The sequence below is a fragment of the Salinirussus salinus genome (assembly GCF_009831455.1).
GTDB classification, from domain to species: domain Archaea; phylum Halobacteriota; class Halobacteria; order Halobacteriales; family Haloarculaceae; genus Salinirussus; species Salinirussus salinus.
Window position 1 is genome coordinate 547350 of the sequence record NZ_WOWO01000004.1, and the last position, 25598, is coordinate 572947.

24 protein-coding genes are annotated in these 25598 nt (G+C 56.6%); 10 read left to right on the top strand and 14 right to left on the bottom strand.

Translation table 11 applies throughout. The features are described from left to right. The first annotated feature begins 53 nt into the window (after window positions 1-53). Window positions 54-1163 (top strand): glycosyltransferase family 4 protein, encoded by a 1110-nt coding sequence (locus tag GN153_RS16620; protein WP_159904788.1) that lies wholly within the window; start codon window positions 54-56, stop codon window positions 1161-1163. 88 nt (window positions 1164-1251) lie between these two features. Here GN153_RS16620 and GN153_RS16625 read toward each other — a convergent pair whose 3' ends face one another. Beyond that, window positions 1252-2481, bottom strand: a complete 1230-nt coding sequence (locus tag GN153_RS16625) for an O-antigen ligase family protein (RefSeq protein WP_159904790.1) — start codon at window positions 2479-2481, stop codon at window positions 1252-1254. A 485-nt stretch (window positions 2482-2966) separates the two neighbouring features. On the opposite strand from GN153_RS16625, the gene GN153_RS16630 reads away from it, so the two are divergent. Next, entirely contained in the window at window positions 2967-4163 is a 1197-nt protein-coding gene (locus GN153_RS16630) for a sulfatase-like hydrolase/transferase (protein WP_159904792.1), read from the top strand. Between the two features lie 644 nt (window positions 4164-4807). Then, a complete protein-coding gene (locus GN153_RS16635; protein WP_159904794.1) occupies window positions 4808-5308 on the top strand; it encodes a glycosyltransferase in 501 nt (166 codons plus the stop codon). A gap of 75 nt (window positions 5309-5383) precedes the next feature. Here the strand turns inward: GN153_RS16635 and GN153_RS16640 are convergent, their stop codons facing one another. The 4 genes from GN153_RS16640 to GN153_RS16655 all read right to left on the bottom strand — a co-directional run bounded on the left by GN153_RS16640 (window position 5384) and on the right by GN153_RS16655 (window position 10115). After that, entirely contained in the window at window positions 5384-6505 is a 1122-nt protein-coding gene (locus GN153_RS16640) for a glycosyltransferase family 4 protein (RefSeq protein WP_159904796.1), read from the bottom strand. Next, window positions 6502-7467, bottom strand: coding sequence for a polysaccharide deacetylase family protein (locus tag GN153_RS16645; RefSeq protein ID WP_159904798.1), 966 nt, complete (start codon window positions 7465-7467; stop codon window positions 6502-6504). The genes GN153_RS16640 and GN153_RS16645 overlap by 4 nt, the downstream gene beginning before the upstream one ends. Then, the gene (locus GN153_RS16650) at window positions 7464-9026 is read right to left on the bottom strand and encodes an alkaline phosphatase family protein (RefSeq protein ID WP_159904800.1); all 1563 of its coding nucleotides are present in this window, start codon (window positions 9024-9026) and stop codon (window positions 7464-7466) included. The genes GN153_RS16645 and GN153_RS16650 overlap by 4 nt, the downstream gene beginning before the upstream one ends. Before the next feature lie 873 nt (window positions 9027-9899). Then, window positions 9900-10115: an HTH domain-containing protein gene (locus tag GN153_RS16655; protein WP_159904802.1), complete on the bottom strand. Its 216-nt coding sequence runs from the start codon at window positions 10113-10115 to the stop codon at window positions 9900-9902. 315 nt (window positions 10116-10430) lie between these two features. Between GN153_RS16655 and GN153_RS16660 the strand changes: the two genes are divergently transcribed. Next, window positions 10431-10640 carry a hypothetical protein gene (locus GN153_RS16660; RefSeq protein WP_159904804.1) on the top strand — a complete coding sequence of 70 codons (210 nt, stop codon included), beginning with the start codon at window positions 10431-10433 and terminating at the stop codon, window positions 10638-10640. 278 nt (window positions 10641-10918) lie between these two features. Here the strand turns inward: GN153_RS16660 and GN153_RS16665 are convergent, their stop codons facing one another. The 6 genes from GN153_RS16665 to GN153_RS16690 form a co-directional block, all read right to left on the bottom strand. After that, window positions 10919-13048: a VirB4 family type IV secretion system protein gene (locus GN153_RS16665; protein ID WP_159904806.1), complete on the bottom strand. Its 2130-nt coding sequence runs from the start codon at window positions 13046-13048 to the stop codon at window positions 10919-10921. Then, window positions 13045-14052, bottom strand: coding sequence for a hypothetical protein (locus GN153_RS16670; protein WP_159904808.1), 1008 nt, complete (start codon window positions 14050-14052; stop codon window positions 13045-13047). The genes GN153_RS16665 and GN153_RS16670 overlap by 4 nt, the downstream gene beginning before the upstream one ends. Beyond that, a complete protein-coding gene (locus GN153_RS16675) occupies window positions 14049-15437 on the bottom strand; it encodes a hypothetical protein (protein WP_236544835.1) in 1389 nt (462 codons plus the stop codon). The genes GN153_RS16670 and GN153_RS16675 overlap by 4 nt, the downstream gene beginning before the upstream one ends. After that, window positions 15434-17152 (bottom strand): hypothetical protein, encoded by a 1719-nt coding sequence (locus GN153_RS16680; RefSeq protein ID WP_236544836.1) that lies wholly within the window; start codon window positions 17150-17152, stop codon window positions 15434-15436. Before GN153_RS16680 ends, GN153_RS16675 begins: the two co-directional genes overlap by 4 nt. Continuing rightward, the gene (locus tag GN153_RS17730) at window positions 17142-17387 is read right to left on the bottom strand and encodes a hypothetical protein (RefSeq protein ID WP_236544837.1); all 246 of its coding nucleotides are present in this window, start codon (window positions 17385-17387) and stop codon (window positions 17142-17144) included. The genes GN153_RS16680 and GN153_RS17730 overlap by 11 nt, the downstream gene beginning before the upstream one ends. A 375-nt stretch (window positions 17388-17762) precedes the next feature. Then, window positions 17763-19145 (bottom strand): ATP-binding protein, encoded by a 1383-nt coding sequence (locus GN153_RS16690; RefSeq protein ID WP_159904812.1) that lies wholly within the window; start codon window positions 19143-19145, stop codon window positions 17763-17765. Window positions 19146-19496: 351 nt separating this feature from the next. Here GN153_RS16690 and GN153_RS16695 point away from each other — a divergent pair, with 351 nt between their 5' ends. Together GN153_RS16695 and GN153_RS16700 are read left to right on the top strand one after the other, a co-directional pair. After that, complete coding sequence (locus GN153_RS16695) at window positions 19497-19826, top strand: ribbon-helix-helix domain-containing protein (RefSeq protein WP_159904814.1); 330 nt, start codon at window positions 19497-19499, stop codon at window positions 19824-19826. Further along, window positions 19823-20290, top strand: coding sequence for a hypothetical protein (locus tag GN153_RS16700; RefSeq protein WP_159904816.1), 468 nt, complete (start codon window positions 19823-19825; stop codon window positions 20288-20290). Before GN153_RS16695 ends, GN153_RS16700 begins: the two co-directional genes overlap by 4 nt. Before the next feature lie 205 nt (window positions 20291-20495). Here GN153_RS16700 and GN153_RS16705 read toward each other — a convergent pair whose 3' ends face one another. Together GN153_RS16705 and GN153_RS16710 are read right to left on the bottom strand one after the other, a co-directional pair. Next, on the bottom strand, window positions 20496-20780 hold the full coding sequence (locus tag GN153_RS16705; protein WP_159904818.1) for a hypothetical protein: 285 nt from the start codon (window positions 20778-20780) through the stop codon (window positions 20496-20498). A 138-nt stretch (window positions 20781-20918) separates the two neighbouring features. After that, entirely contained in the window at window positions 20919-22076 is a 1158-nt protein-coding gene (locus tag GN153_RS16710; RefSeq protein ID WP_159904820.1) for a hypothetical protein, read from the bottom strand. A gap of 388 nt (window positions 22077-22464) precedes the next feature. Between GN153_RS16710 and GN153_RS16715 the strand changes: the two genes are divergently transcribed. The 4 genes from GN153_RS16715 to GN153_RS16730 all read left to right on the top strand — a co-directional run bounded on the left by GN153_RS16715 (window position 22465) and on the right by GN153_RS16730 (window position 24329). Continuing rightward, entirely contained in the window at window positions 22465-22746 is a 282-nt protein-coding gene (locus tag GN153_RS16715; RefSeq protein ID WP_159904822.1) for a ribbon-helix-helix domain-containing protein, read from the top strand. Window positions 22747-22752: 6 nt separating this feature from the next. Continuing rightward, window positions 22753-23016: a type II toxin-antitoxin system RelE family toxin gene (locus GN153_RS16720; protein WP_159904823.1), complete on the top strand. Its 264-nt coding sequence runs from the start codon at window positions 22753-22755 to the stop codon at window positions 23014-23016. Between the two features lie 313 nt (window positions 23017-23329). Then, window positions 23330-23899 carry a DUF7342 family protein gene (locus tag GN153_RS16725; protein WP_159904824.1) on the top strand — a complete coding sequence of 190 codons (570 nt, stop codon included), beginning with the start codon at window positions 23330-23332 and terminating at the stop codon, window positions 23897-23899. Next, on the top strand, window positions 23892-24329 hold the full coding sequence (locus GN153_RS16730) for a hypothetical protein (protein ID WP_159904825.1): 438 nt from the start codon (window positions 23892-23894) through the stop codon (window positions 24327-24329). The genes GN153_RS16725 and GN153_RS16730 overlap by 8 nt, the downstream gene beginning before the upstream one ends. Before the next feature lie 62 nt (window positions 24330-24391). On the opposite strand, the gene GN153_RS16735 is transcribed toward GN153_RS16730, so the two are convergent. After that, on the bottom strand, window positions 24392-25303 hold the full coding sequence (locus GN153_RS16735; protein WP_236544839.1) for a transcription initiation factor IIB: 912 nt from the start codon (window positions 25301-25303) through the stop codon (window positions 24392-24394). Between the last annotated feature and the right edge of the window lie 295 nt (window positions 25304-25598).

A 25598-nucleotide genomic window follows, 5' to 3' on the forward strand; every position in this document is an offset into this window, starting at 1 on the left:
TTGGGGTCAGATTAAAGTATGTATTTTAATAATAAGAAGCCGAAATTGCATATATGAATACTGATAATGACCGACAGGTGGAGAGGGTACTTTTGTTCACGCCGAAATACCCTCCCTCACGGGGTGGTGCTGCCGTCTTCTATTCTAACATAGTCCGTACCACTGACGAACAAATACGATTCTTCGTAGTCACGAAATATGAGAAGGGGGAGACAATTATCCAGGAAGAAGATAATGTTACCATCTATCGACTTCTACCTAGAACGGATCTGCTTCCGCGGTATCTCCGGGTCGTCCTTGAAATGTTTGTTTTGGCTATCGTCTGCCTGTACTTGGTCACAACAGAATCTATCCAAATCATTCACGCCCATGCCTCCTCATTCTCAGTACTCGCTCTGTCAGCCGTCGCTGCCGTTTCCAGAGTTCCACTGATCAACGATTGCCGAGACGAAGCATTCCGCCCGTGGCTAATCAAGCTGGGACCCACACCGGTCTGGTTCAGTTGTGCACCAAACATTGACAGTATACTTATTAAAAACGGTATCCCAGAGAGACGGATCATCAGGCTTCCAGTCGTTAATCCAGAGTATGTCAGCAACTATGAATCAACTGGTCGGAAAGGGAATGATATGTTGCATCTCATCCATGTTGGCTCAATAAGAGAAGAGAAAGGCGTGTTCTTGTTACTCGACACTCTTGAACACCTACATGAACAAGGTGTCAGTGCGCGGTTGACCCTTATTGGAGATGGCCCAGAGATGGAGAATCTACGACGGTCCTGTAATGAGAGGGTGATTAAAGAGTGTGTCACGATTGCGGGCCGCCTTGACCACCGTGAAACGCTGAATCACCTTGCCGCCGCCGATGTGCTGGCCCTTCTCTCGGAGTCAGAAGGAATTCCTCGGGTTGTACTGGAGGCTCAAGAGATCGGGACTCCAGTGGTCGCCACTTCAGCAGGTGGAATTCCCGAAATCATTGATGATGAAAAAACTGGCTTGCTTGTCAGCCGGACGGCGTCCTCAGCCGCGGAAGCAATCAATTGCCTGTTCTCGGATGAGGAGCTTTATGAAACCATTACAACGAATGCTAAACAGGAGAGGCAACGAACTTGGGACCATGCAGCGGAACAACTATACGAAGGATACCGGAGGGCTTTAGACTAATCCTCCCTCACTTTTATGAACAAGTTTCAAGATATCAGACTGTCTCTCCGAATTCTCAGTCTGTATTGTGTAATTCCCCGGACCAAACCTATCCACTAGTCGGCATTGAGTTTTGCGTCTGATTTGATTGCAATTGATCCGTTGAGAGAGCGAGTGCCAGAACAACCCACGTAGTCTTCGTGAATCCAGGTTGGAAATTGGATTCGACGAAGACCGCACAGATACTGGCAAATAAAGCAATGGCGATCGCATACCTTTTGTCTGATACATGCATCCCTCGCAGGAGAAACATCAATACGATTACCCAAATTCCCAAAACCAGCAGGAGTGATGGAATTCCGGTTCGCGCGGTCAAGTTCACGAATCCATTATGAATGTCGTGGGGGCCTTGATAGAATTGTCTGAGGTTCCCGAAACCCACTCCGAAAACCGGGAACGACTTGGCAATCTCTACACCGCTGCGATATTGGGAAATCCTAGAGAAAAATGTGTCAGGTCGGATTTTAATCAAGATTTGTACTACCAAAGGACTTAAAAAAATGCCGATCACACCTGCTGCGATTCCCATCTCCCTAAAATACGCTTTGCGCCTTCTGATCAGGTAGCCTAGAATAACGATCGCTGTCGCCACCCCTGCAACTGCCCATGTGCTTCTTGATTGGCTTAACAAAACGGCAAATAGCACCGTAGCGACACCGAGCAGACAGCCTTTGGCTCTTTTTTTGAGCCCAATGTAGGCATAGTACGGCGTGGCCACCATCACATACATCCCAAACGCTCCATATGTCATATCAACGCCCAAAGACCTCTGGAACGGGATAGTGATCCCGGCAACGGCCCGCGCTCCCCTATATTTATCACCGAAAGGGAAGCCGTTTGGATATAAAACAACAATATGAATTATCGTAAGGATGCTGATTAACACCGCCGACAGGAACGCTGCGTGTAGCAGCGAGTGCAAGTCTCGTTCAGAATCAACGTACAGAAAGATTGCGATCGTGAATAGAAGATATCCTCCGAAAGTCACTACCCGCCGGGGGGAACCAGAGTGGATGAGCGTACTAACACTTTGTTGGAATAAAAGCAAAATTAAAAGCGCTATGACGGCGACCTGTGGCTTTGTCAATCCTATCGATTTTCTTCGATATTCAACACAACCGAAAGCCACGAACGTGAGTACTATTAGTATGTTGGGGGCCGAAAGGTTCGCCAAGCCAGTTTCAACGGATATGGACCCAAAGGGGATCGCAAAAATCGCCATGGGCAGGAGATAATTTGACGGTGTTCTGCTCTTCAAAATAAATCCCCTTGCGTCCATCTTACTATGCGTGATTCACCGGAGGCTTATAATAGGGTGGAATCCTCGATATACACTGAAACATTCCGGCGTCTAACATTGAATCTGAAAACAGCAGCAGGATAGCGCCATTCTAATCGTGAGACCGAATCGGGGGAAGCGGATGTGACCAAGCCCTCTCCTTCCGAATTATAAATTAAATAACATATATCAAAAGTGTTGTACCGCCAGCCCCACGGTGTGCGCTCCACCCGGCAAAGATCTTGCCGGCTGAAACATCTGAATTTTGGCTCTAAAATCTTGAATAAACTGTCAAAAAGTGAGACCAACGGTTCCCGCAAGTCCAATAGCGCAGACTAGTGCCTCCGTACTGCAATTCCAATCAACAATCTGTTGTATTTGTTGCTACTGGCTCATGTCAAGCTTATCAATCCAGAATGATAATCGCGACGTGCCTCACTTCAAAAACCACAACACTGAAATCCGGACCAAACGCACTCAAATCTATGCCCATCGCGGATTTACGTGGTAAGCAGGTTAATAGCGTCTATCTCTACATCGGTGACGCTGTACGGTGGGACTCCATGCCTGATGACTTGTTGAATGCTGGCCTTGCAGTCAAATCAATCGCGTCTGGGATTCACTCACCCACAAGCATAGCGAGCATTGTATCCGGAACCTATCTTCCTCAGCACAGAGTGGAAGATTTCGGCGACCGAATTTCCGAGGAAGTGGTTAATCTTCTCCAAATGGATGATGTGGAAACGCGGTTTCTAAATACGATTAACAACGTTAGATTTGACTCAGGCGACTCGAAAAGCCCGATAGTCGACACTCTCGATACGACACTATCCGGACCGGAAGCGCTTGAGCAAGTCGACCAGCCCTTTTTTGTTCTTGAACGCGGTCCAGGGGGACACGCCCCATACAATCGCGACCTGACTGCGAAAGAATATTTTGAGTCACGGGGCCAAGCCGATAGGTCACAATTCAAACGCGAGTATGATGAGGCAGTAGCCGAGGATGTTGATTGGTTCTTCAATCGCGTTGAACTCCTACGGGAGCGTGGTCTGTTGGAGGATACGTTGGTGATCTACGTGAGTGATCATGGCGAACTCCTCGGTGAAAAGGGGATGTTGGCACACTCACTACCCATTCACCCTAACCACGTCTACGTCCCTGCTGTGTTCATGCATCCAGAGATAACCACAGAAATCGTTCGGAAGAGGGTGGTTCGACACGTTGATCTCGCACCGACGATTCTCGATTTTCTTGGATCTGACGTTGAGTCCGTAATCCCGATGGCGGGTCGCAACCTAACACAGCAGCCCCCCGCCGAACACGGAGTGACTTTTCATAAGAGTACAAAGAAGCTCTCATCCACGACGGTGCGGTTTGGAGCAACTGGAGCCTGGGATTCTAACGGGGGCTACGTATTTTGTGAGTCAGGGAATACGAAACAGCTCTTACTTGCGATGAAGCGACTGCTCCGATTGCCTTGGCGCCAGTACGCAAGACGGAACCTTATTGAATACCTCTCTGCTTACCTCGCACATGATCGGGTGTACGGAACACCCAGTTTCGACAAGGAAGCGGCCGTAGGGTACCTGAATGAAATTGAAGAATCACGCACCCCAGTAGACGGGAACGAATCTTTCACCGTTCCCGAGGATCGTCTTAAGGAGCTTGGCTATCTCGAATGAACGAATTTTGTATCAGGCGCGACAGGATCGCCGTGGTATTTCGCCTGATTGGGATGGTCTCAGTCCGATAGCATTTAATGTACATAGCGATACTCCAGAATTCGGTTGGCATCGGCGGTCGTAGCAAGGTCCTCGCGGCAACTCTTGACTTGCTGACTGATCATGCACGCTCTGTGGATATCCATACCCTAAGCAAAACCGATAAGATCCGTCGCTTTTTAACTCATTATGACCTAAACCAGGCGAATCTGAATACGATAATTCACCGCGGCTCAAGTATTCCAGGGACGATTTATCAACAACCTTTCCTGAACCTGGTCGTTCGGAATTCCCTCTCGAAATATGATCTCGTGTTCAATTCAAACAACTGTGTTCGGTTTCTACCGGAAGAGCCTAGATACATCCATTACATCCACTTTCCTAACTCTCGAAACCCACTGATTGACCCGCGGCGGAAGAAGCTACTATATAAATTCGCCTCTGCTCCTATGAGGGTACTATCTCGCCTGGGAACTCCGAGACCTCAGGGGGAGGTGTTCGCCAACTCAGAGTACACGCTACAGCATATTAGGCAAGCGTTTGATTCATCTAGTGCTCGTGTCTTGTACCCACCAGCTATTGAATCGGTCAAATTTTCAGGATTTATGGGAGATGGCGTGGTCTCGGTTGGGTCCTTCCATCCGAACAAACGTCAACTGTTCCAACTCCGTATAGCCAGTCGTTTTCCCGAAACCCGCTTCAGGATCGTTGGGTCCGTATCTTCGGAGTCATATTACGAACGCTGCGAACAATACATCTCAGACCATGCGCTGGATAATGTGAATTTGCTAACTGACATCTCAGACAGGGATCTGTACGATATCCTCGACCGCAGCGGGATCTTTTTTCACACGATGCAAAATGAGCGCTTTGGTATTGCAACGGTTGAGGGACTCAACCACGGCTGTATTCCTGTCGTACATGACTCTGGTGGGCAACGTGAAGTCGTCCCCGATTCTAAATTCCGATTTAATACCACCTCAGATTGCGTATCGACTCTAAAAAGAGCTCTTTCAGGCAGACATCCTGACGATCAGGAGACAAAAGAACACTTGCGCCAGTTCACCAGAAAACGATTCCAGGAGATGCTTTCGTCTATCATCTAATTCCGGAGAAGTGGTCCCCTCTTTGGTCCGGTCGTGATGCGTAGTGTTTTGTCAATAATCGATTCTTTTCCGCTCTTATGCGAGTAGTCGTTCGTAGAGTCGGACAATTTCTTTTTTTTCGCGATCGATCGTGAATCGCGTCGCCTCGGATCGACAGCTGCGCGCCATCTGGTGGCGCAACTCTGGCGATCCGAGTAACTTGTCGAGCGCCCCAACTAAACCGTCCACGTCCCCGGGTTTAATAAGGAAACCAGACTCACCATCCGTAACTTGCTCTGGTATCCCCGCAACCCGAGTAGAGACGACCGGAACGCCGGAGATGAGCGCTTCCGAAATCACGCGTGGCGTACCTTCTCTATAAGACGGTAGTACAAGCACGTCTGCCGCCGCCAGCAGACGCGGTACGTCGTCGCGATAGCCAAGAAAATGGATTGTGGCATCCATGCTCTTCCGCTTGACCTCTCGCTTGAGATCAGGTGCCAGAGGCCCGTCTCCGGCGATCAGTAGGTCAACGTCATACCGGCCTACCAACATTTCGAAGGAATTGAGAAGATCAAACAGCCCTTTACCACTCTGTAGCCGACCGACAAACAACAGTCGTAGTTGGCTAGTGGATTCGGGAAGCGGTGCCGGCGACGCAGTACTGAATTCCTCAATGTTTACGCCGTGGTAGATCAACTCGTATTGATCCTGTGTACCGATCCCCCTTCTTAAGAACAACTCCTGGATTCGTTCTGACTTCACGATGAGCGTTGTTGCCAACGGAGCGGACAGTCGTTCCACAATCCAGATGAACGCGTTCAACAAGGTTTGACGATCGGCGGCGATGGGATCTCCGTGTATCTCATGAATAGTGACCGGTGTTCTGGCAAGTAGTGACGCCCACCGGCCGATCACGCCTGCTTCCGTACTGTGGGTGTGGAGTAGGTCCACTTGTTGTTCTCGTAGGAACTGAGCAACCTGCACGACCGCTGGAATAGTATGAACTAACGAATAATGTCTGATGTGATCGAAGACATGAGTCTGGACGCCCATTTCCTCCATCACCCTCATTCTCTCTGCATCATGCTCGCGACCGACCCCCAGGTGCAGTTCGTAATCGGAGCCAGTCTCAAGCAAGCCCTCTATCTGATGTTCAACGGTGGTTTCGGCACCACCGTCGAGGAATCTGGTAATGAGGTGGAGCACACGTGTCATAGACTCGCCTGTCTTTCCCACCGTCCGTTTCTGTACGCTTCAGCCACTTGCCGCATCGTGAGGACGTCGAGACGGTCATCATCTCTCAAGTGCTCTGCGTGAGCGAGGGTCGCTTCGAGCGCGTTCAAGAGCTGCCCAGAGTTACGAGCGAAATTGAACGGGTGGAACCAGAGGTGAAAGATTCGTCCCGTTTGGGCCGCCCGGTTAAGCCCGGCAATTGCCCGGGTGCGCTGAGAATGTACCGGAGTATATTGCCACCCACCATGATACGGTCTGAATACCTGTGATCCAGGCACTTCGACCAATCCTGATTCCGTACGCGGGAGGACCGTTGGAGGTGTCCATTGTATTGTTTCTTCGGCAAACCGTGCGCCCTTTCGCAGTGTCGTTGGCATCTGCAATCTCTCGTGCCAGCGGCTGTTGATGCCTCTGTACACCTCAAATCCGACATCACTGAGCAGATCTTGATGATCAATTTCGTTTCGCGGGTAGACGAATGATGACAGGTCGATATTATATCGCTTTGCTACAGCCATCGACTGCTCTATATCAACACGAGCATCTTCCCGCGTCGATTCACTGAAAACCAGATGCGTGTGTGTGTGTGAGCCGATGTCATGGTCCATCCTCGCGTTTTCGAGCCAATTGAGAACCCGTGGCTCGTACCACAACTCCGGATCCATCTCTTGTTGACACGGGAGGGCAACGTTCCGATTGTCTCGTTCGCAGGAGTCCGAGTATGACTGCTCGTTTGGCTCCGAACCACGGCAGTCTATCAGGAGATGTGTTACAAGAGCCCACGTAACAGGAATCTGATACCGGTCGAAGAGATCGAGAAGGTTACGGATGACACTCCGCGTTCCGGCGTATCGTACCGGATCCACTGGCCCTGTGTCAAACATGCCCCATACTAGCTCAGTGTCGAGTGACACGACCAGCGCACCAGACGATTCGTCACTCATTCATTAACGTATCCGAGGTCGGACAATCTTTTGTAGACGGCCCCGTTGGTGTTGCGGGTGGTTCCAGTGTCTGCTTCAACCCACTTGATGTCCTTGACTCGTGACTTGCGTGAATGCATTTCTGCCTCCTCGGAGAAGAGTTCATGTCGTGGCTTGCCATCCATGGCTTTAGGAATTGACGCGTCGTGAAATTTCAACAATGTCGGTGCGAGGTCGGTTATACGGAGGTCATCAAGTTCTACTTCTGGGTTGATTTCTGGCCCATATGCAATAAATAGTCCTGTATCTTTGTTTTCACCTGTCCATGTCTTGGGCCTTCCGAACACCTGATCTACGCCGATACCACCGTTAATATGGACGTTTGTAGATTGGTTCAATAGAATGTCCGGCCCATCGCTGGTGTAGGGTCCTTTGTAGACGGACTCGGCCTGCAGTGCCTGTTTAATCACGAGATTCCCCTGGGGATCTCGAAGCCTATCGAGTTTCTCAATGAGATCCTCTTGCACACTTTGTCGTTTCGATGGAGAATCCGCGATTACATACAGCGGTCCCTGTCCGCTAGCTATTGCAGTAGATTCTCCCCAGTCGATCAGCTGCCCCTTAGCACTTCGCTTGACCCGCCCCTCAGAATCCGGCAAGAGGTCTTGAACCTCAGACGGGACGATCCGCCGTAACAGCCACTCAATACGGAACCGATTCAAAAGAGGACGGATACGGTCTCGGGTTATCCCGAGTCGCTTCATCACGTCACTCGCCCCTGTCTGTCGAACTAAGTATCCCTCTTCTTCGAGCCATGTGTTGATGTTAAATTCGATTTCGATCCGGTTAGATCCGTGGTCCGACATTACGAATAAGTGGTCCAGTTCTTCGTTGTCCAGCAGTGTCCCGATATGTTCATCAATTATCTCCCATGCGCTGCGGACAACCTCACGGTCCCAGTAGAAATGATGCAGAACATTAATGTAGAATACCGTTGCGTGGATCAGGGTATACTCGCCAGATTTAAGTCGATCCTCAAGCACCTGGAACCGCTGCTTGATCAGGCGGTTAATCTCGTCGATACAGCCGTTTTTTTGATCGTATTTTGATAATTGTGATAACAGTTCGGGGTGTACTTGGTAGTCATAATTGATGCGGAGTTGATCCTCTAGCTCCGTAGGATGCGTGTATCCCGACTGTTCGCTGCCCGGACCTCCAGCGATGAACTCTCCGTTCACCTTGGAAGGCGGCGATCCTGTTGGGAAGTTTATAATGGATACCTTTCCGTCAAGCAGGTCCCAGTACTCGCCGCCGTCGAACTGTTCGGACGAATTAATTGACTCGATAGAATGTTCCTCTCTGTTGACTCGCTCCCACCAGAATACCCCGAGCTTTCCGGGATTGATTCCACTGGCATAACACCGCCAGTTTGGACAGGTCACTGGTGGAAGCCAGCTTTGCATGTCCATCGCTGCACCTTCCGAAATAAGCCTCCGCAGATTTGGTAAGTGTCCGGAATCAGTCCACTCCTGTATCAACTCGAAAGCCGCCCCGTCCAGTCCAAGCACTACAGTTGTCATTCGCTGAAATAGGTTCCTTCTGAACCTTTACGTCTACGGCTTATGATAAACGCGACGATTAATGTCTGTGTATTCCGATTCGTTACGTTCCGTTGGCATTCCGCTCAATTACCACTCTCTTTATGTATTTCTGATATTCCGAATCGGATCTGTCGCGGCTGGCCAGTACGTCTGTTTCGTTTGTTATTCGCCGTTCGAAGACGTTGCCAATAACTCCGAGTAGAGCCCGTCTCTAGGTCGTATTCAGATTGCGGACAGACGAAATCTCCTCTCCTCGTGAGCATCTGTGTTCGGATTCTGGTACGACACAACCGAGAGCGGTCCGTCTATGGCGGCTCGACAGACGAAATGTCCTCTCTTTTTCTCAGGCTCGTTCGATCGCCGGTTCGGTGATGCAGACGAAGTACACCGACTGTCGTTGGAGTCACAGGCCTCTCACCGACTGGGGTAACAGACGAACTGTACTCTCTCTCGTTCAAACAACGAGCGGCGTTGCGTGCCTGGGTCAACAGACGAAATGTACTCTCCCTCACTCTGCACAGAAGCCACCTCACGCACTGGAGGTGAACAGACGAACTGTACTCTCTCTCGTTCGAACAACGAGCGGCGTTGCGTGCCTGGGTCAACAGACGAAATGTACTCTCCCTCACTCTGCACAGAAGCCACCTCACGCACTGGAGGTGAACAGACGAACTGTACTCTCTTTTCGTCCACGGGTGGGAGACGAGATGCGCTCCAAGCGAGGGCTGCTCAGTTCGACACTCTCGTCGGCAAGACCGCCACTCCACACCCCACTGTTTCCGAAGCTATCTTGTCCACGAGGGCGTCTTGGCCGGGAAATCAGGAAGTCCAATAGCAGCGGAAACGGTGGTTTCAGGTGTCTCCGACGACCCACCAGACGACCGCTCGGGCCCCGACGTCTTTCCGCTTGACCCTGTCCTGCTCCTCCAAGGTTTCGAGTTTCCTGAGTGCGGTTCGACGTGAAACATCGAGTAGCTCTCCAATTTCACTGGCAGTCAAAACAAGATCCTCGCTCTCCTCGAAGACGGCGAGGACATCGTCTGGTGTCGTCTCTGGTGTGCGGGGCATGTGTTAGGACCCGTTTCGGCTCCTCGATACTTATGAATTTGGCCTTCGAAGGACAATACTAAGTATGTGGCCTTCGTGGGACAATATACAGAAGCCCAGTCTCTCAGGAGCGCTTCCATCGGGAAAGTGCCCGCGTGGTAGGATCACGCAGGCTGGTCTTCTGATCCAAGGAAGACCAATGTCAGGTACGCAATCCAGCGGACAAAAGCGCATCGCTGCGGAAGCATCGTGTGACGAGTGTGCAGCCCTCCCAGGCGCGTTCCCGTGTGCACAGTGCTACATTACGGGAGCGAAGGATTTCCCGGAGGACCACTGATGAGCGCCGACGAGCGCATCGCTCAACATGCAGCCGCGGGGCTGACCCGGGCTGTCGACCCGGATGCATCCCGGCATTTCCAGGCGATCCTCGAACTCGTCGATATCGAGACCCCAACGCCACTCATGGAGTGTCCCGTCTGTGGGTGTGCAGGTCTTCCCGAGCGTATCCACGCCCACGAGTGCACACAGAATCGGGGTGAAGAGTAGGGATCTGCGAGGCCTCCCCAACTCGCCCCCGGTAGTTGACGAAATCGCGAAGCGACGAACTGCTCCCCGAGAGCATGGAAGCTCGGCATTAATCCAGGTCGTTTGCTCGTCTGTGGGGAAGTTGGCCTCCTCCACTTTCACTCGGTATCTGGGGTGTCTCAGTGGCCAAATTTGGGTTATAAATGCAGCTTAGAGCCATCCAACACCGTGTAGAGCGACCTTTCAGAGCTTTCACTCGGCCCGAGGTGTGTGTCCCCCACCCCCGCGGTACACCGTCACTACCGTCTGCGGTTCACTCTACGCGAGCCAGTCGCGGCTCCGTTCCGTCTGCTTCCCTGATCAAGGCTGTCAGTCGACTCCTCGTCCTTCCCACCATCCAATGCCTCCGAAGACGCCCCTGCCCGATTCTGACCCTGCCCGTCGATTACTCGCGCCTCGGCATCACTCGCCCGAACTCTCACCGGGAACCACCCCTCCTGGTCGATCCCGACCAACGCCTCTGAGTACCCCTCCTCTTCCTTGCCGGGCTTCGCTGTCTTCACCCAATCCACTTGCCGGTCGTTCAGGTCGAACCACTGGCCAATTTTCTCGCCCTCCTCGTTGACCCGATGCAACACCGTCACCGAACAGAGATTGGCGATCGTCTGTGCTTCCGGCGTCAGCGTGAATTCCCCACCGGTCTGGGTGATGAACTCCAGACTCAACTCGAAATGCCGGCTGTGCCGGACGGCCGTCTCCAGGAAGTCCAGCGAGACGGCGTCGTTCATCAGATAGTGGGCTTCGTCAATACAGAAGACGACCTTCTTCTCGGTCTGTTTGGCGCGCTCGTAGACACTGTTGAACAACACCTGCATCATGAGACTCGTCTCCGCCCGCCCCTGGGCACCCTCCTCTTGATGCAAGTCCAGGTAGAGGGCTTTTGAGGAGAGCTCGAACTCGGATTGTTTCGCGAGGTTGGCCAACTCACCATCCTCACGGAAGGACGGCCGCAAATCCTTCAGCAACGATTGGGCATCCCGCCGGACAGCCGTCTGCTCGCCGTCAGTGACGTAGCCATAGGATTCCGGCTCGTCGGCCATTCCCTCCAGCACAGCAATCACGTCCTGGATGGTCGGCGATTCCCGACCATGCGTCGACGGGTCGCGGGTGATCCCGCGAGAGTCATACGCTTCTTGCACAGCCCGCCGCAGCGTCTGACTGCGCTCGCCGAGAGAGTGGTCTGCCACGTGGTCGAAAAACGTCCCGAAGAAGGTCATCACCCAGGTGATCTGCTCGCCCCACGGGTCGATGTCCTTCACCGCTCCGAGCACGTCCTCGGGTGTCGGCTGGATCTCCAGAGGATTCAATCCCCGGCGGCCACCGACGGTGACACGCTCGGCACCGAGCGCTTCGGCCACGCTCGCGAACCCCCGCATCGGGTCGAGCATGATGATGAGCGTCTCCTCGTCGAACATCGCTCGGCGCAATAACCGCAATTTCGTCGCGAACGACTTCCCCGCACCCAGGCGCCCGATAACCATCGCACAGTACCCCGTGTCCCGCTCGAAGCGGTCGAGGATGAGTGGACTCGCGTTCAACGCGTAGGTCCCGTACTCGATACCGGGCTCGGCGAAGGCTCCAGCCACGAAGGGAAACATCGCACCTACGGCCCCACCGAGCATCGGCGTCTGACTGTTGAGTGTCTCGGTACACTCGTCACACGCCACCGGACTCGCGGCTGTAAAGGCCTGCAACTGTGCCAGCCGCGGAACGATCGGTGTCAGGTTGGTCGGTGCCTGGCGCCCGGTCGTGGCCACGGCATCGGTGGCAAGCTCCTCTTTCGTATCGCCGCGGACAGTCAGATACATCGAGACGTCGAAGGCTTGCATCGCAGTGTTCCGGAGGACGTCGTACATCTCCTGGTGGTCCTCGAGGTCGCGCTGGACACCCCGGGCACTCGCCCGGTGTTTCTCCTGGAGGTACTCGTTGTCGGCCTCCAAGTCCTCGATCTTGTTCTCGAGGGAGTTCAGCGTCGCCTGCGTGTCCCGCGGGTCGATGTGGATGCTGATGTCCGTCTCTCGTGTCTCCGCCGCAGCATACAGTGGCTCCAGAAAGCCATCAGCAGGCGCGTCAGGGAACTCCCCGACCCAGACGGTCTGTGCCCAGCCACCCTCGGTCTGGACCGCACTGGCTTGCTCTGTGAGCCCCGAGGGCGAGACGATCGTCTTGTGGATGTCGGGAACCTCACCGAGTGATGTCCCGGTCGCTTCGTAGTCGACGTTCAGCGTCGCGTCTGTCGACGCTGCCCCTCTGTCCCCGGACTCCCCCTGTACATTATCCTCATCCTCGTGTTCCGCGCTCGAATCAGGGTCTTCCGGGTCTGTACCATTCTCGGTCGTGCCCCTCCCGGGGAGTAAGTCCCGAATCATTGAATCATTGAAGTCGTGCGGAGGACGTCGTCTGGCGTCCCATAGACGAGGTCAGTCCCAGTCCAGTACTCGGCGACGAGTTGTGCGAGGGCTGTCGCGGGAACGCGCTGTGTGCCACAGCCCTGGATGTTGCGTACGCCCTGAGCGACGCGCTCGCGTCGGTCAGTCAACTCCGCCAGCATCGCGGCCCGTTCCTCGGCAGCCGTGGGCGCCGTCCAGATGTCGACGACGAACCCAAGCACTGGCACTCCGGTGAGGCGGTCGAGCAGACTCGCCCGCTCGTAACGCACCTCGTCTGGACTCACTGGGACCAGAACGTAGTGATCCCGGATGGTCATCTGCCGGTCGGCCAGCTCCTGTTCGTACCACGCCACGTACTCGCTGATGAGCCCCTGCAACTGTGCGTTCCCGACCACGTCGGGGTCGCCCAACCGCTCCTCGTAGCGCCCGACGTACTCTTCGGTGGGAAACGATTGCGTCGTCGAGAAGATCTCGATGGGGAACTCCAGAGTCGTGTTGACGAAGTCGGCGAACGCCTCGCTCGTCTGGCGCCACTCTTCGTCGGTCGCAAGCGCCATCGTCGGCGGCGATACCTGGACGGCACCGACGACGGTCCCATCGGTCCGCTCGATGGCCTCGTGTTCGGGGTACAGCCGCTCGACCTTCGTGTATGCCTTGGCGTCCTCGTGGGCCAGTTCGGTCTGGCTGCGGTGATAGCCCACGAACATACGTAGCCACTCCAGGCTCGTGACGTAGCCTGGCGTGAGGTAGACGAAGACTGCGCCGACGGCGATTGCAATGGCCGCGAGTGGGATAGTCAGTGACGAGACGGCAATCCCAGCGACCGTCAGCGAGGGCGGCACGAGTACCTGCGTCACCAGGATTACCAGTGCCCCAGGTATCCCCGCGACGGCTAGGTCGGTCAGTGAGTACGTCCCGAGCAGTTGTGTGTCGGTCCCCAGCGCTTTCGGCACCCGCTTGGATGGGTCTTGTGTGCTACTCATCGGGTATCAGACTGCGAATCATCGCTGTCGGTCGACTTGCGAGACGGCTCGGTCCGGGGGTCGCGTAGTGGATCACGGCTACGCTGGCGAACTCCATCGCTCCCAGCACCGCTGTTGCTCCCATCGTCACTACCACTGTCGACGCTGCCGCCACCCCCGTTGCCACCCCCCCCTGACCCACCCGTCTCAGGACCGAGCACGTTGCGGACCCGCGTGCCGGCCGACCGAAGACGCTGGCCGGTCGCGTGGGCCCGCGAATCGCCAGAGTCGATGACGTACTGGCCGCCTGTTGTCGCCGCTGGCTCGTTCCGTAGCCCTCGGCTGAAGTTCTGTCCGCCCTGGCGTCCCGTTTGGATTCGCTGGCGACCGCCCGCGGCTCGTCCCTGGGCACGCTGTGCGGACATATACCTGGACGTCCGGTCGGCCATGAAGAACAGTGCCCCCGCCTGCCAGAACAGGATGAACGGCGAGAGGACCGCCAGCAACGGGATAATCAATGCGGTCAGCCACGCCCCGAATCCACCGGCCGATGGCCCGACACTGGTGCCGAGGAGGTCGCCCAACCGGAACAGTAGCGCCACGGGAATCGTCATGAACAGAAAGGGGACGTAGAATCCCGCGAGCTTCTTCATGAAACCCGAAGCCAGCCGGAACGGGCCGATGCCCGGAATCCAGAACACGATCAACAGCGGCATCAACAGGACGAAAAGATACAGCGTGAGCTGGCGAGCCAGATAGATCAACCCGATGAGGATGAACAGGACGAAATTCGCCGTCAGAGCGATGACCGTCCCGAGGACGCCCATACTCGAAAACGAGAGCGTCTGGAAGACCGTGATGTCCGCGACTGCGGGCACGAGAAATCCCGCGAGGGTGTCCATGAACCGCAGGGAGATCGCGGCGATCCACCACCACGACAGGAGCCCCAGCAGCCCGGCAAAGGCTCGCTTTTTCAGCTTCGACCGGTGGTACCCGCTGAAGAGGTGGCTGGTCGACTCGAGGAAGATGACGACGCCGATAACGAGCCCGAACAGCGTCAGGCTCAGCGGGAACGTCGTCTGCCAGTAGTACTCGTAAATCGCTGGCCACGCGTCGTTCGTCGGGGCACGAAAGACGGCATCCGGATTGGGCGTCCCGACGACCGTCTGGAGGACCGCATCACCGTGCTCTTCGATAACGCTGCGGATCGGGCTGAAGAGGATCCGGAGCACCTCTTGAATCGCGCCGGTGATGATATCCCCGAGCCCACTGTGGACGAGCAAACGGTCGCCGTGGAGTGTCTCTCCTATCCCTGCAAGCTGGGCTACGACGGCGACGGTCCCAGCGAGCGCGATGACGGCGCGAGTGACCCCTTGTCTGCACCGTTGTGGGAAAACTCTCCTCACAGCCCCCTCCAGGGTGGCCAAATGTTCCGGCTAGTGATTCGGTCGATGAGGTAGACCGCCAGCAGGAACAGCACGACTGGGATGAGTATGGCGAAGAGCCGTGATATCAACGCCAGCGCACCGCCCTGCAGGACGACTGTATCTGTGGATGCGGTGTAGCCCACTGATTCGAGCCACCAATCTCCGGGCTCGTACCGCGCCGAGACCCCACCGAGCGGTCTATTGACCGTTACTGTGACGGTGCCGGTAACGGTGGTGTTCACCCGTTCGCCGTTGACGACCAGCCAGCCGCTTCGCGGAACGGTCGCGATCGGTGTTCCTGTCTGACCGTCCCGGAAATGGGCACGAACCGTGACCGTCTCCTCTGTCTCGTTGAGAACCTGCAGCGTTAGGTTGCTCTGGCGGATGGGGATTTGAGAGAATGCGTCCGTTGACCGAGTAACTGTTACGCCGCGCACCAGCCCACCAGCCTGGACGACATCCAGCGGTTTTGATGTCGCTACACGGGCGGCGATCCCGTAACTAGCTGTATACGGTTCTTCCATCAGATCCAATCGGACGTTTTCAGGCAGTGTGGGTGGCCTGACTGTCTCGCCGTACGATCCGAGGATCGTGACGTTGCGCACCGGAACAGCCGTCGGGCCGGTCTCAATTGGATAGGCGTTGAGCTGGAGTGGATGAGCTGGGGAGTGTGCCGTTTGATTCCCCTCACTCCTGCTGTGGACCAGTTGATCCCACTCCGTATCACGAGCTGAATAGAACCGCCAGACCCCGCGAACTTCCCCCTCAGGAATGCGGAATCCAAGCCAGGGCTGGTTCTTGTAGACGGCGAGACCTAAGTCCCCGTTTGGATACCGTCCGACGAATCCAGAGACTTTCAATTCGTATTCGGTTACTCGTTGGGAGGCAGCGACTGTCGCCTGGTCTGTGATGATCTCTGTTGAGGTGGTATCCCAGTCTTCACACTCACCAGTCTCGTTTCGAGTAGTACAGCGCTTGATCCGTCGCTCTACCTCTGCTGACACCGTTGCTCGGAGTGTCAGTCGGTGGTCTGAGCCTGTATTATTACTCAGGTCATAGGCGAGTGTTGGTGTGTGGTTGCCTTGGTTTCGTGTCTCGGGGACACCATCAACGAAGAGCATCGTACTCTCGACACGGTGGTCACTCAGTGACCACACCGTCTGTCGGTCACCGGAAATACTAGTCTCCGGAACCGCCACCCGATAGTCCACGACACCGCGGAGCGTCCCGTTGGATGCGACGTAGAATGGCGTCTTGTTGGGAGAGATCCTAGCCCGTGTCGACGGCTGGATGGCGAAGATATCCGCGTACGCGTCCTTGATGAAGCGCTCGTCAGTTAGCGTCGCATTCGGTGGGTGGATCGACACCGAGGCGTCCGTCCCGGGAAACTCCCGATGGTCGCCACGATTCCATTTCTCGACGGCTGCCGGTGGGGAATCGTACGGGATGTCTGTCCCGGTCGCGAGTTGTTCACGGTCCGACCCGTCGGGGATCGTTGCATCGCTCCCGACCTTGTCCTCGTCGTTCGACCACAGCCCGTGGAAACTCTCGTTGGAGACGTTGTGGTCGGTACTGTTGGGTGGATGTGCGGCCGTCGTCCCGACCAATGTCGCAGCAAACAGCACAGCCACGACGCCGACCACGAGCAGCAAGCTGAGTTCAGGTCCCCACTTCCTGTGTGCCTCAGAACCCACAGCTGGTGCCTCCGACGACGACGTTGTTGAGGATGAACTGGACGATCTCCGTCCCGAGCGGGGCGACGATCACTCCCCAGAGCAACCCCTGCATCTGGACGGACCGCAAGTCCTTCTTGCGGTCCGACCGCCGCACGACGGGCATCGCGACCGTAGCACCCAACGCAAGTACCCCACCGACGAGCGGACCGCCGAACTGGATGATCGTGAAGAGGTTCTGGATCGTCCCGGCCATTTCTGTCTGACAGAACGCAGTCCCCGGCCCGGATCCACCTGACTGCGCGGCGACTGGATCCGTACTGAAGGCAAGAAGCGTGCCGACCAACGCGACCGTTAGCGCGTGTTGTTGGAGGATACGTACCGCATTTGCTGCGATAGTCTCCAGGTGAACCAACCGTAACACATCGTTAGCCATCACTTGCCCTACCCTGACCACCTGCGATAAACGGCTAGCAAATCTAGAGTTCTCTAGAGTGCTCGAAACCTCGTGAGCCGCCTCGGAGTCAAGTGGTTCGAGAATCTGAGATTCTCGTCCTCACGGAAATCCCCGATTTCCGTACGACCTCCAGGCACTCGGTCTGCCACGCTTGTAGAAAGAACATACCCCGAACTAGAGGATGACGTCCATCTCGTTCAGTCCAAGCAGTGACCAGCTGTCGCTTACGTCGTCAGCCAGTCCGTCAACGAATCCACTCTTCGAGAACAGCGCGAATTCTTCGTCTCGTGCGTCTGGTCCCCAACGAACCCGCTCAGCTTTCTCGCGTAGCTGTGACACGAGCGCGTGACCGACTGGCTCACTTGTCCACTTGCATTCAGCAAACAGAATCCGGTCAGCATCCGGGGCGAGCCCGACGATGTCGATCTCGTCTTCCCCGTACCACCACCGCCCGACCTCGGAATATGGCCCGAGTTCGCCATGTCGAATCTTTTCCCATATAGCCTCCTGACAGACATCCTCGAACGTCGTTGCAACGTGGTCGGGGAGGTTCGGCTCGATCGTTCCCTCGTAGACGACAGCGGGCGCCTCTTCGATACTGGAACGATTGGGTTCGACGAACCGAAACCAAAATCGGAGGAACTCGTCGGCGACTTGATACCGCGACCGTTTGGATTGCTTGGCTGACGCGGTTACGGGGACCTCGCGGCCGATAAGCCGGAGGCGCCGAAGGGTCTGAAGGTACTTCGACAGCGGGCCGGCGTCGATACTGGTCGCTCCCGAGATTTCGTTGGGCGTCGTGTGCCCCGTTGCGATTGCCTCGAGAATACTCATGTACCGTGCGGGGCTCCGGAGTTCAGTGCGGAGCAGGAACTCCGGTTCGTTGTAGAGGACGGCCGTCGGCGAGAGAATCTGTGCCTGGATGTTCTTCTTGAGAGGGAGTTCGTAGTCGAAGAGGGTGAGATACATCGGGGTGCCACCGGTGACGGCATACGACCGAATTGCTTCCTCAAGGTCGTATGCGATGACGTCACGGGCCTGCTGGAAGGCAAACGGCTGCACATCGATCTGTCCCGTGCGACGGCCGTACAACGGGCTTTCGTGACCGAGCACCTCGGATTCCATCGTACTCACGCTGGACCCACACAGTATAAGGATCGAGTCCGTCCCCTGAAGTTGCTTATCGACGAATGATTGGAGATATGATGGAATCGAATCGTTTTCCTCCACTAGGTAGGGAAATTCGTCGATAGCGACGACGAGTTGTTCGGTCGCGAGCTTTTCGCCGAGGTAGTCGAAGGCGTCGTCCCAGCCGTCGATGCGTGGAACACGGTCGTCGAAGTACTCGGCAACTTTCTCGACGAACTTCTCGCGCTGTCGGTGTTCAGTCTCCTGGGCAGCCAGGAAGTAGATATGTGGCCGATCCCCACAAAATTCCTTGGTAAGTTCGGTTTTCCCGACGCGACGTCGCCCGTAGACGACGTAGAGGTCGTGGCCCTGTGACTCGAACGCCGTTTCGAGCCCATCGAGTTCGTCTCCCCGGTCGTAGAAGGTCATACTCTAAATAATGATTATTGCGATAATGACTTGTATCTTCCTCCTGGGACCCACCGTCACCCAGACTTCCGTGAGCTGGTGGTCGCTCCGCACGGTATGGTAAGTGCTGTGCTACCACTCTCGGAACTGGGAGTGAGACACTCCGAAGGAACGGCCTCGGAATCGCAATGCGACTCTGAACGCTTTCCCGGGTACGATGCGGTGGCACACATATGCAGCGTGAAAGATTCTGGGGCCAGCCGAAGTTGCGACTGACGCTCTCAATGCATATGGTGTGAGCGGTCCAAGAGCAGTCTCTCCAGAACCAGCCTGAGCCATACATTTTTGCTGCAGTAGTACTATCGTATTACCATGAAGTACGCGAATGTCAGCGTGAAGTTCCCCCAAGAACTCGATACCGAGCTTGAACGGTTCCTCGAGGAGACCGGCGTCTACACCAATAAAAGCGAGTTCATCAAAGAAGCAGTCCGCAGCCACCTCAGGGACTTGAACCGCGAACCCGCAATCTCGGCGCTTCGCCTCGAACAGTTCTTAGCGCAAGCCGAACAGGATTCTCTCTCCGACGAGGACCTCCACGCCCGACTCGCTGACCTCCAGCAGCACGTCGACCACGCCGAGTTGGCAGACGCCGTCGAGACAGCGCGCGAATCGACTGCTGACGAGTACAGTGAGCAGGCGTGATCCTGCTGGATACCAATCTCTGGGTGTTTGGCACTCTCAGCACGAATGCCCGGGCTGAACGCCTCCTCGACGAGATCGAACGCGGTAAGACCGTTTCGGCAATCAACGCCTACATGGTTCAGGAAGCGCTCGATGCGTTTGACCGGACGCCGGGACTGACGCCCCAGCAGCGCGACGAGATGAAAACGCTATTTCTCACCCGACTCACCCGCATGACTGGCCTCATCGAGGCGCCCTCTAGTCGGGATGGGGCCGACGCCCTACTCGATCACCGCCGCTCGGCCACTCACACTCAATTGCTCGCCCGAATTACTGGCCTGCAAGCGAAGGATATCCCCATTCTGGTACTGACGTTCAAGCATCGCGACCGCGACCCGGTCCTCCTCACGAATGACGCTGGCTTTGCCGACTTCTCCCCGTCCGAGTACAATCTCGCGGAGATTACAATCGAGCACGTCACGTAACTCGCGTCAACGCGGAAACAAACTCAGTGGATGTGTGTTTGTGGGCGAAAAAATCTCTTATGAAAAGTGAGTCAACTACTGGGCCAGCAACTGTGGCAGTGTGAGTTCGGCTTCTACTTCGCGTTCGCGTGCCTCCTGTACTCGATCTGGCGAGCGGTCGATCTACACATTGTCCCTTTCAGCAGAGCTCCTCAAAAATCCCTTCTCAGCGATCCAAGGGGAGGACGATGAGCATCGGTTGTTCGCCGTCGACGTAGAATTGCTGCACCCAGGAGACAGGGCCAAAGCCCTCTGCGCCGACAGGCATCGTCATCATTCGGGAGGACGCATTCTCATAGATCGAATACGGCCCCAATTCTTCGAGCAGTTCGGAGCCTCCCGGAGCAAGATTCTCAGAGAGCTCGGTGAGTTGGTCGTCGAGTGACGGCAAGGATTGTTCGCTATCTGCGGGCGACTCGTCATCATCGTCATCGGAGGGTTGTCGCGACATACTCCGGGTTGAGAGAGACTGGGACCTATACAAATCGCTACTGGCTAATTAGCTAATGAATCAATACCGACTACTTGCAATATGAGAAAAAACCACTAATGCTGGAAAGGCCATCCTACCGAGTCAGGTACAGTCCTCCTACTCGCCTACCTGCGCGAAGCGCTCGCGAAGAGCTGCCTCGCGCTCCTCAAACTGGTCGGCCTTTGCCCGGACATCCTGACTGACCCGCTCGATCTGTGCCAGTGCCGCCTGACTCGCTATGCCGGTCTGTCCCTCCCTGCCAGTCTCTGCCTCCGCCCGCTGCTCGTAGGTCTGCTCCACGCACTCGACTGTCGCCTCGGGATTGAAGAGAATGTCATTCGCCGTCCGGACGTACCCGTCCAACGACGAGCCCTCCTTCCCGCGGAAGACGTGAGTCAGTGCGTACGTCGCGCCCGAATGCAGCGTCCACATGTCGATCTCGAAGGGGTCCGCCGCGTTCGAGCGCGCATCGCTCGCGGCCTGCGCTGCGAGGTAGGAGGGAAACTCCAACAGCTCGTAGAACTCCGTGACGTCGAAGGGCACGTCGGTGAACGTGACCGTGATCTCACCCGCGTCCTCGATGAACGCCAGCAGGTCGTCGGCGACCAGCCCCAGCTGACTCAGACGCTCCTCCCACCAGCCCTCAAAGTCACCTACGTCGCCCACGTGTTTGACCGTCTCCCGGTCAGTCAACTGGCGGATGGAGTTCGCACACCGGGTATCACGGGCGAACCCCTCGACATAGACCGCATGTCCGCCGAAGAAGTCGTATCCCGACGTGACACCCATCGTGATCGGTGAATCACGCTCGGGGAGTTCGACCGACAGCCCGTCGAACATCAGGTCCATGTGAACCTCGCCCCCGCCACGGTACTGCCGTATCTCACCGAAAGCAACCTCACCGAGGACCGTATCGTCGATGGTCGCCTCCCGTAGCACCTCTTCCAGCGGCCCGTAGACGTCGATCGGGTTGATAATCGAATAGCTGTCCGTGGGGACGTGAAAGAGCGGGTCTGCCTGACTCTCCTCACCTCCCTGTTCACGAAGCCGCCCTGGTTCGACGACGGCGTTGAATCGCTCTGTGGAGACCCATTCTTCCGTGTAGGGATTTCGGTAGGCCACCGTCGTCTGTGTGGCTTGTGGAAGGCTCCGGATCGCCTCCGCGAAGGAGACCACCTCGTCGCGCTCGACGCGCTGTGCGAACCACTGTGGCAGTTCTGTGTCTGTCCGTCCGTCGACACCTGCGAAGACGCAGGTTTGTTCTGGATCACTCATCGATGTTTCACGGGCACGAGTGCGCCCGCACCCCTCGCGGGCGCCCACAAACTGCGGAGGCGGTCGGCGTGTCGTTGGCTGTGGCTGCGCAAGTCGGAGCGTCCGGGATACAGTCTGACGCTGGCACATGCATACAACGACGGCAGTCCACCCTTTCGGGGTGAGTCTGAACGGCAGCACGGTTGCCAGGCTACTGGAAATTCTTAACCGAATGAAGGGCTCAACAGGGTCAGTGGTGTCGCCTCATCATCGTTCTGGCAACTGCCACGCCATTTCCACGTCGAGCAGTTCAGTTGAAGAAGCGAACGGCGTCAACCGTGAGCGAGCAGGGTGGGGTAGTTCACTAGTGGGAGGAAGGCTTTTCTGTAGTACCAGTGTATCACACACTATGAGCACCGAGACGGACGCGAGCAATGACCGGATGGAGAAAATTAATGTTCGTGTTCCACAGGCGCTCCTTGAGCAGCTTGACGAGGAGTGGGAACGCCGTGGCTACTCGAGCAAGTCGGAGGCGATTCGTGATGCACTTCGTGACTGGGTGAACCCGCCCGCGACGCTGTCAGAGGAGACACTTGAGGACCTGGGGGTGAGTCGCCAGCAGCGCGAGCGCGGCGACACCCGGTCGCTGGACGCCGTCGCCGAGGACTACGACGTCGATCTCGACGAGTAGGCCGCCATGACTGATGTTGAGATTACGCCGCAAGCAGACGAGCATCTCGCACAACTCGAGCAGGAAACCCGTGAGCGCATCCTGAAGAAACTCGCCGAGGCCAAGGATTGGACGGAACATCGACTTGACCCGCTTTCCGGGTATCCGTACTACAAACTCCGAGCGGGCGACTACCGAGCGCTCATCACTTGGGATCGGGACAACGATGTCCTCGTTGTCGAGGCGGTCGGTCACCGGCGTAATGTCTACGACCGCCACCTCCCACCCTGACAGCGATCATCGGGCGTTGCCCGGGAGACGAGACCAGACTGGACCGGACGCGCTGCTCAGCACTCACCCCTCGGTGGTGTGCTGTTCGGCGTTCTCGACTGGATTGCTGAGCGGGTCGAGTACCTCCACGACGGAACCTAGCTCCCTGACACAGCCCCGTCATCGGTCGCCGAGAGAGACCCCTCAGAAGACCCTCAGCCCGGCTGAACGTGTCGCACGGTCCGCATCCTGAATCGCCTATTCAGAAATAACTCAGCACACAACAGAACTATATCGCCCGGAGAGCGTAGTTGATACTACGACTCCACCATACATGGATCTCACAGATATTCCCGACGACGCATATGCAGGCGATGAGCAGGCGCCTGACCTTGACGAACTGGAGCCTCCCGGGGCGCTCTTCACTGAGGGGCCTGTCCGCGAACGACTCCTCGATGTGATCACGGGGATACGGGACCCAACAAAAGTCGCAGAAATCGCCGAGCTTGCCGATTGTGATACCGAAACAGCACGGGATTATCTTGAATGGTTCGACGAGATGGGGCTTGTCAGACGTCACGGTGGTCGCCCCGTGCAATACGAGCGCAACGACACGTACTTCGAGTGGCGACGCGTTGAGCGTATCCGCCAGGAATACACCGACGAAGAGATCGTCGACGCACTTTCAGACACATTTGAGCAGATCGAGGCGTATCGAGAACAGTTCGATACGGACAGCCCCAATTCTGTCTCGCTCGTCGAAGCAAGTCAAGAGATACCGACTGAGGAAGCCTGGGAGGCACTCTCCGAGTGGGAAACACTCGAACGAAGAGCCCGAGTACTTGACGCGGCGCGTCGTGACCATCCCTCTCTCGGGGACAAGCCTGACCTCGTCGATGTCTAACGATCCGGGCACTCCCACTGGCCGAGGCCCGGTTGACGCAGCACTCGTTGACCGGATCGCTGCCCATCTTGTCCGGAGCGAGCACTTCAGCGATGTCCACTCCCGCCCCCCGTACGCGCCGAGTGCCGTCGTGGCTGACTACGATCTTGGCTACTTCCCCAGCGGTGTGGAGCGGGCATATCTCCGGATCCGATGGTTCGAAACTGACGATTTCAGCATTCACTACTCCGAACAATACGGAACTGGCGGCTCGTGGGAGTGCCGATGGGACCGACACCCGAACGACCACAATACACGCGAGCACTTCCACCCGCCCCCAGATGCAGCCACTCCCGGAGTAGATGAAGAATATTCCAGCGACTGGCGAAGCGTTTTGACCACTGTGCTAACTAGACTCGACGACCGGATTGCGGCATTCTGGGAAGACTGACCGATGCCCTCGATTCACCTGACTCTCTCCGACAGCGACAGCAAACCGGGGATCTGAGCTGCCTACGAGGACTGCTCGCGAAGTTCCCGGAACCGCTCTCTGATCGTCGCCGTCGAGACATCTGCCGCCTCGGCGAGTTCAGCCTGGGTGTACTCGGCCTCGTATTCCCGTCCGGCAAGATACAGACAGGCAGCCGCGACGCCAGTCGGGCCGCGCCCGTTGGCGATGCCCGTCCTCTCGGCGAGGTGTGCAAGCTCGAGTGCCCGGTGCTGGACGCGGTCAGCGACCCCACACTGTGAGGCCAGTGCTGGGATGTACTCTTGTGGCCTGACGATCGTTGTCTCCAGACCGAGTTCTCTGTTCAGGACACCGTAGCCGAGTTCGACCTTGGCCCGGTCGCACGCAGCGACCGCAGCGACCTCTGCGGCCGTCCGGGGATGACCCCGCACCCGACAGGCCGCGTACAGGCTGCCCGCCGCCATGGTTTCGATGGCTCTTCCTTGGATGAGATCCCTGTCCTGTGCCTCCCGGTAAATGGCTGCAGCCTTCTCCCGGCTCGCGTTCGGGAGGTCGAGCGCGCTCGTTAGTCGCGAAAGCTCGCCGCAGGCGTGTGCGAGATTCCGCTCAGCCTTGCTCTGGTACATGCCTCGCTTGTGTTCGCGCCGCCACCGATTGACCCGACGCCGTTTCGCACCGGAGAGGCTGTTGCCCTTCCCGTCGCGCTTGTAACCGATCGTCGTACTGAGCCCGCGGTCGTGCCTGGCCAGCGTGAGTGGGGCGCCCGTCCGCTCCGTGGATTCGCCCGGGTCGTCGAAGCCACGCCGCTCGGGGCCGTGGTCGATCCGGTACTGGTCGACGACGAGTCCACAGTCCCTACAGGCAGTCTCGCCGCCTTCGGTCGCGAGCTCGCCCGGACACTCGGGGCACTCCGTTGCCGTGATTGTCTTCCCGCTCGATTCGTCGTAGCCGTTCACATATGGTGCTCGAAACGACATTGGTTGCACGAGGCGCCCGTGTGGACTGCCCCGCACCCCTCTGGGGGTGAGAAACCCTACTGCGGAGACGCCGCACTGTCAGTGAGTCGAGTATCGCCACCACGTCAGCTTCGGTCAAGGCGCGATCGTGTGTCGCCGAGTGTCTGCATCAGTACAGCCGCCTGGAGGATCGAAGGCCGGATCGCGACTCCGACGCGGTGTTTGCACGCGTGTGACGAGCGGGTATCGAACGGACACGTACAGGCGACAGGCTGGCCGTCTGTGACACGGATCC

Excerpts from the sequence above, each read along its gene's own strand:
- GN153_RS16625 (WP_159904790.1), bottom strand. The coding sequence starts at position 2,481 with ATGGACGCAAGGGGATTTATTTTGAAGAGCAGAACACCGTCAAATTAT.
- GN153_RS16650 (WP_159904800.1), bottom strand. The coding sequence starts at position 9,026 with ATGACAACTGTAGTGCTTGGACTGGACGGGGCGGCTTTCGAGTTGATA.
- GN153_RS16695 (WP_159904814.1), top strand. The coding sequence starts at position 19,497 with ATGAAGTACGCGAATGTCAGCGTGAAGTTCCCCCAAGAACTCGATACC.
- GN153_RS16725 (WP_159904824.1), top strand. The coding sequence starts at position 23,330 with ATGGATCTCACAGATATTCCCGACGACGCATATGCAGGCGATGAGCAG.
- GN153_RS16635 (WP_159904794.1), top strand. The coding sequence starts at position 4,808 with ATGGGAGATGGCGTGGTCTCGGTTGGGTCCTTCCATCCGAACAAACGT.
- GN153_RS16640 (WP_159904796.1), bottom strand. The coding sequence starts at position 6,505 with ATGACACGTGTGCTCCACCTCATTACCAGATTCCTCGACGGTGGTGCC.
- GN153_RS16710 (WP_159904820.1), bottom strand. The coding sequence starts at position 22,076 with ATGAGTGATCCAGAACAAACCTGCGTCTTCGCAGGTGTCGACGGACGG.
- GN153_RS16720 (WP_159904823.1), top strand. The coding sequence starts at position 22,753 with ATGACTGATGTTGAGATTACGCCGCAAGCAGACGAGCATCTCGCACAA.
- GN153_RS16645 (WP_159904798.1), bottom strand. The coding sequence starts at position 7,467 with ATGAGTGACGAATCGTCTGGTGCGCTGGTCGTGTCACTCGACACTGAG.
- GN153_RS16660 (WP_159904804.1), top strand. The coding sequence starts at position 10,431 with ATGAGCGCCGACGAGCGCATCGCTCAACATGCAGCCGCGGGGCTGACC.
- GN153_RS16670 (WP_159904808.1), bottom strand. The coding sequence starts at position 14,052 with ATGAGTAGCACACAAGACCCATCCAAGCGGGTGCCGAAAGCGCTGGGG.
- GN153_RS16715 (WP_159904822.1), top strand. The coding sequence starts at position 22,465 with ATGAGCACCGAGACGGACGCGAGCAATGACCGGATGGAGAAAATTAAT.
- GN153_RS16665 (WP_159904806.1), bottom strand. The coding sequence starts at position 13,048 with ATGATTCGGGACTTACTCCCCGGGAGGGGCACGACCGAGAATGGTACA.
- GN153_RS16620 (WP_159904788.1), top strand. The coding sequence starts at position 54 with ATGAATACTGATAATGACCGACAGGTGGAGAGGGTACTTTTGTTCACG.
- GN153_RS17730 (WP_236544837.1), bottom strand. The coding sequence starts at position 17,387 with ATGGCCGGGACGATCCAGAACCTCTTCACGATCATCCAGTTCGGCGGT.
- GN153_RS16730 (WP_159904825.1), top strand. The coding sequence starts at position 23,892 with ATGTCTAACGATCCGGGCACTCCCACTGGCCGAGGCCCGGTTGACGCA.
- GN153_RS16630 (WP_159904792.1), top strand. The coding sequence starts at position 2,967 with ATGCCCATCGCGGATTTACGTGGTAAGCAGGTTAATAGCGTCTATCTC.
- GN153_RS16655 (WP_159904802.1), bottom strand. The coding sequence starts at position 10,115 with ATGCCCCGCACACCAGAGACGACACCAGACGATGTCCTCGCCGTCTTC.
- GN153_RS16705 (WP_159904818.1), bottom strand. The coding sequence starts at position 20,780 with ATGTCGCGACAACCCTCCGATGACGATGATGACGAGTCGCCCGCAGAT.
- GN153_RS16690 (WP_159904812.1), bottom strand. The coding sequence starts at position 19,145 with ATGACCTTCTACGACCGGGGAGACGAACTCGATGGGCTCGAAACGGCG.